This window comes from Bacteroides sp. AF39-16AC (assembly GCF_003602735.1).
Classification (GTDB): Bacteria; Bacteroidota; Bacteroidia; order Bacteroidales; family Bacteroidaceae; genus Bacteroides; species Bacteroides uniformis.
Map to the genome: position 1 here is coordinate 62,248 of NZ_QTLN01000010.1, position 14,988 is coordinate 77,235.

The 14,988-nt window shown below is 49.7% G+C and carries 7 protein-coding genes; all 7 read left to right on the plus strand.

All coding sequences use genetic code 11. The annotated features are described in order from the left end of the window. Positions 1 to 94 precede the first annotated feature (94 nt). The 7 genes from DW039_RS10450 to DW039_RS10480 all read left to right on the plus strand — a co-directional run bounded on the left by DW039_RS10450 (position 95) and on the right by DW039_RS10480 (position 14,867). A complete protein-coding gene (locus tag DW039_RS10450; RefSeq protein WP_005829695.1) occupies positions 95 to 1,552 on the plus strand; it encodes a glycoside hydrolase family 76 protein in 1,458 nt (485 codons plus the stop codon). An 18-nt stretch (positions 1,553 to 1,570) separates the two neighbouring features. Next, positions 1,571 to 4,741 (plus strand): TonB-dependent receptor, encoded by a 3,171-nt coding sequence (locus DW039_RS10455; protein ID WP_005829697.1) that lies wholly within the window; start codon positions 1,571 to 1,573, stop codon positions 4,739 to 4,741. Positions 4,742 to 4,775: 34 nt separating this feature from the next. Beyond that, complete coding sequence (locus tag DW039_RS10460; protein WP_120381920.1) at positions 4,776 to 6,842, plus strand: RagB/SusD family nutrient uptake outer membrane protein; 2,067 nt, start codon at positions 4,776 to 4,778, stop codon at positions 6,840 to 6,842. 28 nt (positions 6,843 to 6,870) lie between these two features. Then, on the plus strand, positions 6,871 to 7,686 hold the full coding sequence (locus DW039_RS10465; protein ID WP_005829701.1) for a DUF3823 domain-containing protein: 816 nt from the start codon (positions 6,871 to 6,873) through the stop codon (positions 7,684 to 7,686). A gap of 121 nt (positions 7,687 to 7,807) precedes the next feature. Next, positions 7,808 to 9,988 (plus strand): hypothetical protein, encoded by a 2,181-nt coding sequence (locus DW039_RS10470; RefSeq protein WP_009037839.1) that lies wholly within the window; start codon positions 7,808 to 7,810, stop codon positions 9,986 to 9,988. A 59-nt stretch (positions 9,989 to 10,047) separates the two neighbouring features. Further along, complete coding sequence (locus DW039_RS10475; protein ID WP_120381921.1) at positions 10,048 to 12,543, plus strand: glutaminase domain-containing protein; 2,496 nt, start codon at positions 10,048 to 10,050, stop codon at positions 12,541 to 12,543. Positions 12,544 to 12,560: 17 nt separating this feature from the next. Then, entirely contained in the window at positions 12,561 to 14,867 is a 2,307-nt protein-coding gene (locus DW039_RS10480) for a GH92 family glycosyl hydrolase (protein WP_120381922.1), read from the plus strand. Positions 14,868 to 14,988 lie beyond the last annotated feature (121 nt).

The following is a 14,988-nucleotide window of genomic DNA, read 5'->3' on the forward strand; positions in this document are numbered from 1 at the left end:
GATATTTAATTATTCTTGAAGCTTTCCCCTTACTTCTTTCTGCATCTTATGGAAGAAGGAGGAGGGGGAAGGCTGAAGAAACTAATAGTATGATATGAACAGAATGAAAAATTTATTTACTTTACTGACTTTGCTTTTATGGACGTTAGTGGCTTGCAGCAACGACTCTGCTGCTGATGAAAAGCCGGGCAGCGGGGGGACGGATATTCCTGCGGGTAATCTGCCGATGCAGAACGTGGCGCGTGCCATAGAGCTGATTGACAATGCCGTGGAGTGCTATTTCACGGGTACGGGCATGGCTATGTCACGTTATTACAATCCTTATACAGGCAATCGTTCCAGCGAGTTGGGCAGTGTGTGGATGTACACCAGTTCCATTGAGGCTGTAAACGCTGCGATGAAAGCCATGAAGACCGGGCAGGCAAAGGGTGAAACGGCTCTTTATGATTCTCACTTTAACCGTTACAAGGAACTCTTGACCCAACTTTATGATAATTTGGAGTATTATGCAGGTACTTTTACGCTGACCTCTTATACGCAGACCAAGCAGTGGACGGTATACGGCGTAAACCGTGGAAACGACAAAGGAGCTGCCCAGGTAGAAGGCATCCTCAATGTTTACGATGACCAGATGTGGCTGGTACGTGAATTATTGGAATCCTATCATATCACTGGTGAGCAACGTTATCTGGAAAAGGCGGAATACCTGATGGAATACGTGCTCGACGGTTGGGATTGCACTCTTGATGAACAAGGCAATCCGTTGGGAGGCATCACATGGGGCCCCGGGTATCTCACCAAGCACTCTTGTAGCAACGGTCCCATTGTCAGCCCGTTGGTGTGGCTTCATGAAATTTACAAAGGCAAGTCAGACGAAGTGACCTACGGTTATGTGGCTGCCGATAACAGCCGCAAGCTGCGCACGGAGAAAAAGTCCGACTATTATCTGGGTTTTGCCAAAGCCGTTTATGATTGGCAAAAGAAGTATTTGCTGAGACCCGATGGAGTGTACGACGACATGATGGGCGGTTATGATTCGCCGGACATAAAATATGTCACCATTGATGGCGAACGCTATCGGACGGGTTCCAAATTGCGCGATCGCGTAGGTCCGGCCATCACTTACAACAGCGGTACGATGCTTTCCGGTGCTGCCGACCTTCTCAGAGCTACGGGCGATGCTGCCTATCGGACGGACTTGGCTGAATTGACTGATAATAGCTTTGCTTACTTTGCCAAACCTGATGCCACAAAACCAGGTTGCTATACATTTGACATCAGTGGATTCTGCAATTGGTTCAACGGTGTGCTGATGCGCGGATATGTGGATGCTTATTCAGCCCACACTGTTGCTGCAAGCTGTATCGAGGCTTTCCAGAACAATCTGGATTATGCCTACGAAAATTATCAATACAAGCATATGCTTCCCACTAACCTGCTGGTGGGCTGGAATAAAGCCGAAAGGACCAAGAACAATGTGGAAGGCATGTTCACTTTTGCTTTTGCAGCCGAGTATGCAGTGTTGGCGAATTATGAATGGAGCAAAAAATAATTTTAAAAATAATGGACTATGAAGAATTTTAGCAAGATGCGACAAGGATTATCCTGCATGGTTATGGCGTTACTTCTGATGCTGATTCCGGCAGATATTTTCGCACAAAACTCTATTTCCGTTTCGGGAATAGTTATGGACGATACCAACGAGCCGGTCATTGGCGCTGCCGTCATGGTGAAAGGTACTACCACCGGTGTCATTACCGACATTGACGGACGCTACACCATCAGTGCTCCCGCGAACGGTATCCTCAGCTTCTCTTATGTGGGATTGAAAGACAAGGAAGAGAAAGTGAACGGACGTACCACTATCAATATCATCATGGAAACCGATTCCAAGATGATAGACGAAGTGGTGGTGATAGGTTACGGAACACAGCGTCGCGGATCGGTGACGGGTGCCGTTTCTGCCGTAAAAGGTCAGGATATGATAAAGACCAAGAACGAAAATCCGCAGAACATGCTGACGGGACGTATTCCCGGTTTGCGTGTATGGCAGAAGAGCTCTGAACCCGGAACTTTCAACAACAGTTTCGATGTTCGCGGTATGGGTGCTCCATTGATTATCATCGATGGAATTCCCCGGAGCACGGAAGAATTCCAGCGTTTGAATGCAATGGATATTGATGACATTTCTGTGTTGAAAGATGCTTCAGCCGCTATTTATGGTGTACGTGCCGCCAACGGTGTAGTGCTGGTGACTACTAAAAAAGGAGGAGCAGGAAAAACGGAATTCTCTTACAACGGTTCCTACACTTTCCAACAGCCTTCACGTATGCCTGAACTGTGTGATCCTTATGAATCTATGACACTGTTCAACGAAATGTCGATGAATAACATCAACGGCGGTTCATGGGTTTTCAGCGAAGAGAGTTTCGAAGCATTCCGCAACGGCACGCGCCGTACAACGGATTGGAACGACCTGATTATCTCTAACGTGGCTCCGCAAACGCAACACGACATCAGTATTTCCGGTGGTACCGAGAAGACGAAGTTCTACATCAGCATGGGCTACTTCTATCAGGAAGGTATCTTCCGCTCAGGAGACTTGAACTACAACAAGTTCAACCTGCGCTCTAACATTTCGACTGAAATTGCTAAAGGTATAAAGTTCGAACTCGGCGTGAGCGGTATCTCCGACGAACGCAACACGCCTTACACCAGCTCACAAGACATCATCCGTAACTACTGGCGTCAAGGTGTTCTCTATCCGGCATACGCCGATCCCGAGGGAACAATGCTGAACTACAACGGTTTGGATATGGAACAGAACACTGTGGCCATGATGACGGCCGACATTTCCGGTTACAAGAAGTACAAACAGAAATATTTCCAGTCCTCGGCTACTCTGACGGCAGACTTCGGCGAATACACTCCGGTATTGAAGGGGTTGACTGCCAAAGCCATGTTCAGTTACGACTACCGTGCCGACAACAACGAGGCTTTCCGTAAAGAGTACTACCAGTATGCTTATGACGAACAGACCGGTACCTACAAGCAGAAAGTCTATAACGAAAGTTCGCCCAGCAACATGCGCCGCGAGTTTTATGACAAGTCGCAGATGTTGGGACAATTCACAGTGAACTACGACCGCACCTTTAACGATGTTCACCACGTGGGTGGTGTTATTGGTTGGGAGGTGCAGAAACGCAACGGCGACAACTTCTACGCTGTCCGCGACCTAGCATTCTCCATGCCTTACCTGCTGGCAGGTGTGACCGAAGGCCAGATTGGTGCCATGCAGACCGGTAATAACGACCTTTATGAACAGGCCAACGAAGCCTTGATAGGCCGTATCAATTACTCGTTTGCCGACCGCTACCTGCTGGAAGCACAGTTCCGTTACGACGGTTCCAGCAAGTTTGCCAAGGGACACCAATGGGGCTTCTTCCCCTCCGTATCGGCTGGATGGAGAATCTCCGAAGAACCTTTCTTCAAGAGTATCGATGTTCTGAAGTTTGTCAATCAGTTGAAGTTGCGTGCCAGCTACGGTGTACTTGGTGATGACGGCGACCTGAATTATGACTGGGCTATGGGGTACACCTATCCTTCGACTAGCGGCAACATGGCCAACGGCGACTACAACGGTTATTCGCCGGGCTACATTTTCGGCGGCAAGTTTATCAGTGCAGCCAGTCCTATGGCATTGCCTAACGAGAACATCACTTGGTTCAAATCGAAGACATTCGACATCGGTTTCGACTTTGAAGGATGGGACGGTCTGCTGGGTGTTTCGTTCGACTACTTCAACCGTTTGCGTACCGGCCGTTTCGCTCGCCGTACCGGTGCCCTGCCTACCGTGGTAGGTGCCACTGCTCCGCGTGAAAACCTGGACAGCGACCGCCAATTCGGTATGGAATTGGAGCTGACCCACCGTAATAAGATTGGTGAAGTAGGCTATAACCTGAAGGGTATTGCTACCGTTACCCGTCAGAAATACCTGACTGCTTCGGAAAAAGGACCTTGGGCCAACTCGTATGATCGCTGGCGCAACGACAACCTGACGAACCGTTATCAAGGGGTACAGTTTGGTTATACTTCCGCCGGTCGTTACACCAGTTGGAACGATATTTGGAATTACTACGGCTTCAAGGAACGCGACGTCCTGCCGGGTGATTATAAGTATGAAGACTGGAATGGTGACGGCGAGATTAACGGTCAGGACGAACATCCGTTTGCCTTTGACCAGACTCCGTGGTTGCAATTCAGCTTGAATGCCGGCCTGCAATGGAAGAACTTCGACTTCAATATGCTGTTGCAAGGTTCTGCACTGGGTTCTATGGAATACAAAGAGCCTCTGCACGAAATTTGGGGTAAGAATGGCGGTGGTGCATTGACACAGTTCCTCGACCGCTGGCATCCTGTAGACCCGAAAGCCGATCCCTATGATCCTTCTACAGTCTGGACTTCTGGTCACTATGCTTACACAGGCCGTTGGGCAAAAAATAATTCTGCTTTCAACCGCGTAAGCACTGCTTACCTCCGTCTGAAGAGCATCGAGTTGGGCTATACCTTCCCAAAACTGAAGCAGATTCCCAATGCCAGCCTGCGTGTTTATGCCAATGCTTACAACCTGTTGACTTTCACTGGCGTGAAGTTCGTTGACCCTGAGCATCCCGATGACGATCTGGGCCGTATGTATCCGTTGAACAAGACCTATACACTGGGAGTTTCCCTCTCTTTCTAAGTAATCAATGATATAAACCTAAAAAATAGTAAATATGAAACATAAACTGATATCCGCGATGTTGTGCATGACTCTCGCCACTTCATGTGTCGATATGGATATTGCTCCCAAAAATATCGTGACTTCCGAGTCGTTGCTTTCCAACGAATCGGGTATGGACATCTACATGGCGCGTCTATATAGCAATATGCCGTGGGAAGATTTCAAATATCTGTCTCAATGGGGTTTGAATTTTAACGGATGGCTGAATGCTATCGGTATCGATGGTACCGGCGAAGCAATGAACCGCGATGGTATTTGCCGTGCGTTTACCGGTGAAGACAATGCTTACTGGGGTAAAGCTTTTGAATTGTTGCGCGATGCCAACTACCTGATTGAGAACCTGCCGAAATACCAAGGCTCTTACGCCGAGATTACCTACAATCACTATTTGGGTGAAGCTTATTACGTGCGTGCCACGGTCTTCTACGCCATGGCCCGTCGTTTCGGTGGTATCCCTTTGGTAACAAAGGTCATCCAGTATCCCGGAGACGGCAACTTGGAAGTGCCCCGTGCCAGTGAGGAAGAAACTTGGAATCAGGTTTTGGCTGACTATGACAAGGCCATCGAACTGATGATGCCCGGCAGTCCCAAGAGCGGCTATAGCAACAAGTACGTGGCTCTGGCTTTCAAGTCGGAAGCGATGCTCTATGCAGGTAGTGTAGCTAAATACAATGAAACGGTAACCGGCCGTCTGACCGGCTTGGGTGCCAAAACGGGCGTACGTGTGATTGGATTCGATGAAAGCCGTTGGCAAGAGGCATCCAAGAAGTACTTCACCGAAGCCTACAAAGCTGCTTCAGAGGTGATTAAAAGCGGTGTATATTCACTTTACAAGAAGAAATGGGCTGCTAACGATCTGGAAGCGCAATATCAGAATATGGTAGATATGTTCTCCGATCTCAGTAATAATCCTGAGAACATCTATGTGAAGGAGTACGCTTATCCCACGAGCACTCACGCTTACGATTCTTACAATCTGCCGCTTACCTTCAAGGCTCCGTTGAATTGTGGCGTTTGCCCGACAGCCGACTTTGTAGAGCTGTTCGACGGTTTCGACCGTTATCCTGATGGTACCCTGAAGGTGACGACGGGCAATTCTTCTACCGAAGGCAACTACGTTATGTATGATAGTCCGATGGATTACTACAAAAATGCTGAGCCTCGTCTGCGTGCTTATGTCATCTTCCCCGGTGATATGTTCAAAGGCAAGGAGATTGAGATTTATGCCGGTGTTTATACGGGTTCCACGCCTATCAAGCCACTTCTTAGCGACTATTCGTATGGTTCGGCCACTACTAAGTACAACCATCTGAGTGCTTATAAAGAGAAGCCCAAAACGCTTTATCTCAGTCCGAAATCGGAAGACCAGCAGGAAATTGTAACCCTGCCCGACGGCTCTACGATGAAGGCTGCCGGTCAGAACGGTCCTTTCTATGAAGATGGTGGAAGTGCCATGACCGGTCTGTTGGCACGTAAATGGTTGAATCCTGACCCTGCATTTGTTCCCCGGGAAGGTAACAGTGCACAACCTTTCATCTTGATGCGTTATGCCGAGGTGTTGCTGAATGCGGCCGAGGCTGCTGTGGAACTTTCACTGGCTGGTGTATCTTCGCCGGACGACACGGATATGCTAAGTGTTGCAACGAAAGCTATCAACGACATCCGCGAACGTGCTGGTGCCCGGTTACTGACTTCCTCACTGGCTGGTACAATCGACAGCCGCGACATCGTCCGCAAGGAACGCCGCAAAGAGTTGGCTTTCGAACATAAGACCAAGTGGGATTTGCGCCGCTGGCGTGTGAACCACTATGAAGGTCGCGACGGATTCTGGGGTGAGCAACGTGACAAGGACCGTTTCAGCAACACGACCCGTTATCGTTTCCGTGGTATCTATCCGTTCTATTCGACGGAGACAGGCAAGTGGTTCTTCGACGTTTGTTTCAACTATACGACTGCCGGTGACAAAGACTTTGGCTACACTCCTTTGGACTATTACTTCTCGATTCCGGGTGGTGAGGTTTCTAAGAGTCCTGTGATTGACCAGCAGCCTAATCGATAAAACTCAATAATTTAAAAACTTAAAACGTATGAAAAAGACAATATTCTATAGCTTATTCAGCGCCCTGTTCATGTTAACCTCGTGTAGTATGTTCGAAATAGACAACTATGAGGAACCTTCCGAGACTATCTGGGGTGAGGTGGTAGATGAAGCGACCGGTAAGCGTGTATTGACCGACCAGGGCAGTGAGGGCATCCGTGTCCGCCTGACCGAATTGAGTTGGGGTGACAATGTGCAACACAACCCGGATTTTTACTGCATGATGGACGGTACATTCCAGAACACGAAAATCTTCAAGGGTGAGTATAATGTCCGTATCGACGGTCCGTTCATTCCGTTAGTACGTGAGAATACAGACGGTACCTTGCTTCACGACGGCTCTGTCAATACTGAAATCAGTGGCACGACGAAAGTGAAGTTCGAGGTGCAGCCCTTCCTGAACGTCGAGTTTGTGGGCAATCCGCAGGTGAGCAACGGTGTCATCAAGGCACAAGTACGCGTAACACGCGGCGTGTCGGATGAGGTCTTCCGTGAGAAAATCCAGCCGATGGGCAATTGGAAGGACGAATACTTGAACGTGACCGACATCCAATTCTTCGTCAGCTACTCAAACACAGTAGGCTACCGGGCACGCGACGAGCGTTGGTCGAGCAGCATCAACTATGAAGGCAAGAGTTTCGAGGGCTTATTGGGGAAGGAAGTTACCATCCAGTCGAACGGTAACGTACCTTCGGGCCGCAAAGTGTTTGTACGCGCTGCCGCACGTATTAACTACGACACACCCGTAGGTAGCGGTACACGCCGTTGGAACTACAGCGAGCCGATGGAAGTGCTTATTCCGTAGCCTGATGACATACAGCCGGGACTGTGCCACTATAGTGGCACGGTCTTGCCTGTATATAGGCAATCTTTTGCCACTATAATGGCAAGAGTAATGATTAATACCATAAAAACGAGAAACCAATATGAAGCAAAAACATTTTTTGATAAGTTTGGCTGTCTTGGCAACAGGCATCTCCGTAGGTGCCCAAACCAAGGATAATGTCAAGACCACTTTTCAAACCTCACGCGAGTGGAAGCCCTCCATCGACAACAGGGCCGATGCGGTGATGGTGTATGGAGTAGGGGGAAATCCCTCGGACAAGTCACGCAAGCTGTCTTTCGAGGACCGGGTAAAGTCCTGGAAAGAGCGTGGATATATCATACACTTTATGACCGGTATTGCCTGGGGTGAATATCAGGACTATTTCACCGGACAATGGGACGGGAAATGGCATTTGGACGAAGGGCAGGTCACGCAGGCCGGAGACACGATATGGCACGGTCACATGGTGCCCTATATCGTACCATCGGAGAATTTTTTAAGTTATCTGAAAGAGAGACATGTGAAGAGAGTAATCGACGCCGGCGTGGATGCCATCTTCATGGAGGAACCGGAATTCTGGGCAAGAGCCGGTTACAGTGAGTCCTTTAAGAAAGAATGGAAAAAATACTATGGCTTCGACTGGAGACCGCAACATGAATCTCCGGAAAACACTTACTTGTCGAGCAAACTCAAGTATTACTTGTATTATCGTGCACTGAATGAAGTCTTCACCTTTGCCAAGGAATATGGTAAAAGCAAAGGGATGGACGTGAAGTGCTACGTTCCCACCCACTCGTTGGTGAACTATTCGCAATGGCAGATTGTCAGTCCGGAAGCAAGTCTTGCTTCACTTCCTTGTGTAGACGGTTACATCGCTCAGGTATGGACCGGAACTTCGCGCGAGCCGAATTTCTTTGACGGTCGCAAACGTGAGCGTGTGTTCGAGACTGCCTATCTGGAGTATGGTTCCATGGAGTCGATGACTGCTCCCACCGGTCGTAAGATGTTCTTTCTGACAGATCCTATTGAAGACTGGCCGCGTGACTGGGCAGACTATAAGAAGAATTATCAGGCCACCTTTACGGCGCAATTGCTCTATCCCAACATAGCCGATTACGAAGTGATGCCTTGGCCGGAACGTATCTACGAAGGGCTATACCGTACAAGTGCCAATAGCGACAAGAAAGAACGCATTCCCCGTTTCTATTCCACACAGATGCAAGTGATGATTAACGCCCTGAACCGTATGCCTCTGACCGATAATAAACTGACCGGAAGCGAAGGATTCAGCGTACTGATGGCAAATTCTTTGATGTTCCAGCGTTTCCCTACGCACAACGGATATGAAGACCCACAACTTGCCAACTTCTACGGTCAGGCGTTGCCTTTGCTCAAACGAGGTGTGCCCGTCAAGACCGTCCACATTGAGAACCTCGGCTATAAAGAAGCGCTGGCTGACACAAAAGTGTTGCTGATGACTTATGCAAACATGAAACCGCTTGAGTCCGAAGCGCACAGCCACATTGCCGATTGGGTGAAGAAGGGCGGAGTGCTGATTTACAGCGGGACGGACAACGACCCTTTTCAGAATGTAAGAGAATGGTGGAATACCAACGGGCATAACTATACTACTCCTTCCGCACATCTTTTTGAGCAGATGGGACTTCCTGCCAGACCGGAACAGGGAGAATACAGTTACGGTAAGGGAACCGTATGTATTGTCCGTACCGACCCTAAAGATTATGTCCTGCATGAAGGCGGTGACAAAGATTTTTTGTATCTTGCGGCCCGAATGTACGAGCAGAATGCGAAAGCGGGGAAGCTGGAGTTCAAAAATAACTTCTATCTGCAAAGGGGAGATTACGACTTGGCTGCTGTGCTTGAAGAAAGCGTGAGCGACGAGCCGTTTACTGTGGAAGGATGTTTGATTGACCTTTTCGACCCCAAATTACCGATCTACACTTCCAAGCGGATAAATCCGGGTGAGCAAGCCTTGTTGCTGAATGTAGAACGTGTAGCCGGTAAGAAGAAGCCGCAGGTTCTGGCTTCAGCAAGTCGCGAAGAACAGGAAGAACGCGGAAAAGGCCGGTACTCCTATGTGGCGAAAAGTCCTGCCGAGACTTCAAACGTATCGCGGGTGCTGCTGCCCCGTTGTCCTAAGAGTGTGACAGTCGACGGCAGAGAAGTATTCGATGCCAAGCGTTGGCATGCAGCAAGCCATACATATTTGATAGAGTTTGAGAATAATCCTGACGGAGTGTCGGTGAAGTTTTGCTGGTAATCTCAGGCCTTTTATTTTTTTAAGTGTAACAACATAAACAATTATTTTATATAAACAATATGAGAAAAAAGCTTTTATACACCTTGTTGGTATCATGCCTTTTTGCGTGCAGTGACAAGGATACGTCTTATGAAGTCGTCAAGAATGACTTGAGAGCTCCAGCCTACCCGCTTGTTACCATCGACCCTTATGCCAGTGCATGGTCCATGAGCGATAACCTTTATGACAGCCCCGTTCGCCATTGGACGGGTAAGGATTTCCCACTGATTGGCGTGGTGAAGGTAGACGGTGTTTCCTACCGTTTTATGGGAACCGAGGAATTGGAGATGAATGCCATCGTGCCCACCTCGCAGCAAGGCGATTGGACGGGCCGGTATACCACAGAGAAGCCTGCGGGCGATTGGACCTCTGCGGGTTACGACGATTCCAAATGGAAGTCAGACCGTGGTGCCTTTGGTACCAAGGAAAATGAGCCTACGGCAAAAACCCAGTGGGGAACCCGTAATATCTGGGTGCGCCGTATGGTAAATATTGACCGTGATTTGACCGGTATACCTGTCTATCTGGAATTCTCCAACGATGACGATGCCGTATTCTACATCAACGGAGTGAAAATACACGGCACAGGAACCACGTGCAACAAGAACAAAGTCGTGAAACTTCCCGATGAGGCTTTGGCGGTTTTGAAGCAGGGCGACAACATCATTGCCGCCGAATGTATCAATCCGGTTGGTAACGGCTTGCTCGACTTCGGCCTGCAGATTCCGAAACATCTGGAAACTGTGTTTGGCAATACAGCCGTGCAGACCTCTGCCGACGTGCAGCCCATGCAGACACACTACGCTTTTACCTGTGGTGATGTCGACCTGAAAGTCACCTTCACGGCACCTCTCTTTATGGAAGACCTGAAGCTGCTGAGCCGTCCCGTGAATTACCTTACTTATAGTGTTGCTGCCCGTGACGGCAAGGAACACGAAGTGGAGGTGTATTTTGAGGCTTCTCCGCGCTGGGCGCTCGACCAGCCTTACCAGCAATCTGCAAGCAAGGGATATGAAGCTGACGGGCTGCTCTACCTGAAGAGTGGAAGCAAGGAACAGAACATCCTGGCAAAGCAGGGCGATGACCTCCGCATTGACTGGGGATATTTCTACATGGTTGCCGGCAAGGAAAACACTGCATACAGTGTCGGCAACAGTACCGAACTGCGCAAGAACTTCGTGAACGGAACTTTGAACTCAGCTTCGCTCGAGGGAGAGGACAGCAATGGAAACATGGCTTTGGTGCGTAGCCATGGCAAAGTGAAGAATGTTACCGACAAGATAATGCTGGGCTATGACGACATCTATTCCATCCAGTACTTCGGTACAAACCTGCGTCCTTACTGGAACTCAAAAGGCGACCGTACCATCGAGGCTGAAATGCTGGCTGCCTACAATGAGTATGACAAATTGCTGGCACGTTGCTATGCTTTCGATAAGAAGTTGATGGAAGACGCTTCAGCAGCAGGCGGCAAGGAATATGCCGAACTCTGCGCGTTGGCCTACCGTCAGTCCATTGCCGCCCACAAACTGGTGGAAGCCCCCAACGGTGACCTGTTGTGGCTGTCGAAGGAAAACAACAGTAACGGCTGTATCAATACGGTGGACCTGACTTATCCCTCAGCTCCCCTCTATCTGATTTATAATCCGGAACTGGAGAAGGGCATGATGAACGGTATCTTCCATTATAGTGAAAGCGGCAAATGGACCAAGCCCTTCGCCGCCCATGATTTGGGTACCTATCCTCTTGCCAACGGCCAGGTCTACGGAGGCGATATGCCGGTGGAAGAGAGTGGAAACATGCTGATTCTTACAGCTGCCATTGCTGCCGTAGAAGGCAATGCCGACTATGCTGCCAAACATTGGGAAGTGCTCACCACTTGGACAGACTATCTGGTGGAAAAGGGACTTGACCCTGAAAACCAACTCTGTACCGATGACTTCGCCGGACACTTTGCGCATAACACCAATCTTTCCATCAAGGCAATTTTAGGAGTGGCCTCTTATGGCCGGTTGGCTGAAATGCTCGGCAAGAAGGATGTGGCCGAAGCCTATACAACGAAGGCACGCCAGATGGCTACCGAATGGGAGCGCATGGCCAACGACGGCGACCATTATCGCCTGACTTTCGACAAGCCGGGTACATGGAGCCAGAAGTACAACCTGGTTTGGGACAGACTGCTCGGACTGGACATCTTCGACAGCAAAATTGCAGAAATGGAGATACCTTATTATCTGGCCAAGCAGAATATCTATGGTCTGCCCCTCGACAATCGTGAGACTTACACCAAGACCGACTGGATTATGTGGACTGCCACTATGGCTCCCGACCAGGCTACTTTCCGTGAATTCATCGTCCCGGTGCATAAGTTCATGAACGAAACGATAGACCGCGTGCCGATGTCCGACTGGGTGTTTACCGACAAACCCAACTGGCGTGGCTTCAAGGCCCGCTCGGTAATAGGCGGATATTACATGAAGATGCTTGAAGGCAAGTTGATGCAAAATAAACAATGACAAAATTTACCAAACGAATGAAAAGACTCTTTGCATGGGGAACCGCCCTCCTTCTTGTTGGCGGTATGCAGGCGGCCTCGTTGCCGGTTGATGAGCCGATTACACCTGTGGATTACGTCAGCACCTTGGTTGGCACGCAGTCCAAGCATTCCCTTTCTACGGGTAATACTTATCCTGCCGTGGCTATGCCTTGGGGCATGAATTTCTGGACTCCACAGACCGGAACCATGGGTAACGGATGGGCCTACACCTATGATGCCGACAAGATTCGCGGCTTCAAGCAGACGCACCAGCCCAGCCCGTGGATTAACGACTACGGACAGTTTGCCATTATGCCCGTTACCGGAAAGGTGGCTTTCGACCAGGACGAGCGTGCCAGTTGGTTTTCTCACAAAGCCGAGACTGCCACTCCTTATTATTATAAGGTCTATCTTGCCGACCATGATGTGACGGCGGAGTTTGCTCCTACCGAGCGTGCCGCTGCTTTCCGTTTCACTTTCCCTGAAACGGAGGAAGCCTATGTGGTGGTAGATGCCATGGACAACGGCTCTTTTGTGAAAATCATTCCGGCTGAAAAGAAAATCATAGGCTACACTACCAAGAACAGCGGTGGCGTGCCAAGCAATTTCAAGAACTACTTTGTATTGCAGTTCGATAAGCCTTTTACTTATACTGCTGCCGTGAAGGACGGAAAGATTGATTCCCGTACCACCGAGGCAGGTGCCAATCATGCCGGTGGCATCATCGGTTTTCATACCCTCCGTGGCGAGCAGGTGAATGTACGTGTGGCTTCCTCATTCATCAGTCACGAGCAGGCTGAGTTGAACTTGAAGGAACTGGGTGGCCGGACGCTTGAAGAGGTGGCGAAAGCCGGGCGTGACGAATGGAACCGGGTGCTGGGCCGCATTGAAGTGCAGGATACCGACCTCGACCGTCTGCGTACTTTCTACTCTTGTTTCTACCGTTCGGTGCTTTTCCCGCGCAGTTTCTACGAGATAGATGCGCAAGGTCAGGTAATGCACTACAGCCCCTATAATGGTGAGGTGCTACCCGGCTATATGTTTACCGACACCGGTTTCTGGGACACTTTCCGTTGTCTCTTCCCCTTCCTCAACCTGATGTATCCATCCATGAATGCCAAGATGCAGGAAGGATTGGCCAACACTTACAAGGAGAGCGGTTTCCTGCCCGAATGGGCCAGTCCGGGACACCGTGGTTGCATGGTGGGCAACAATTCCGCCTCTGTGGTGGCGGATGCCTGGCTGAAAGGTCTGCGTGGCTACGACATCGAGACATTATGGAAAGCCGTGAAGAGCGGTACGGAGAATGTGCATCCCGAGGTTTCCTCTACCGGACGCCTGGGACATGAGTATTACAACAAGCTGGGTTATGTGCCCTATAATGTGGGTATCAACGAGAATGCAGCCCGTACGCTGGAGTATGCCTATGACGATTGGTGCATCTACCAGTTGGGACTTTCGCTCGGCAAGTCGAAGAAAGAACTGGCTCCTTTCGCCAAACGCGCGCTGAACTACCAGAATCTTTTCGACCCTGCCCACAAGCTGATGCGCGGCAAGAATGAGGACGGTACGTTCCAATCGCCGTTCAATCCCTTGAAGTGGGGTGATGCCTTTACCGAAGGAAACAGCTGGCATTATTCATGGTCGGTTTTCCACGATCCGCAAGGGCTCATTGATTTGATGGGGGGCAAGGATTCCTTCAACCGGATGATGGATTCCGTGTTTGTGCTGCCGCCTGTATTCGACGAAAGCTATTATGGCAGTGTCATCCACGAAATCCGGGAGATGCAGATCATGAACATGGGCAACTACGCTCACGGCAACCAGCCCATACAGCACATGATTTACCTCTATAACTATTCCTCCCAGCCGTGGAAGGCGCAGTACTGGCTGCGTGAGGTCATGGAGCGCATGTACAATGCCAATCCCGACGGCTATTGCGGTGATGAGGACAACGGCCAGACATCTGCCTGGTACGTATTTTCAGCTTTGGGATTCTATCCCGTCTGTCCGGGTACAGACCAGTATGTGCTGGGTGCTCCTCTCTTCCGTTCTGTGCGTCTGCACTTGGAAAATGGCAAGACTGTGACGATTGAAGCTCCTGAGAATAGTCGTGCCAACCGCTACGTGCAGAAACTCACAGTGGATGGCGTTGACTATACACGCAACTATCTGACGCACGGGCAACTGATGAACGGCTCCTCACTGCGTTTCACTATGGACAATGTGCCCAACAAACAGCGTGGGGCAGGAGAGGAGGACGCTCCTTACTCCTTCTCGAAAACGCTTAAAAAGAAGAAGTGATTTCAAAGCCAAAACCATAGCAATTAATGATGAGGGTGTGCCGAATGTCTGACGGAATGATAGCTGAAAAACGTTTTGGCACACCCTCTCTCTTTTACGATAAATCACTGTTCGAAAACCC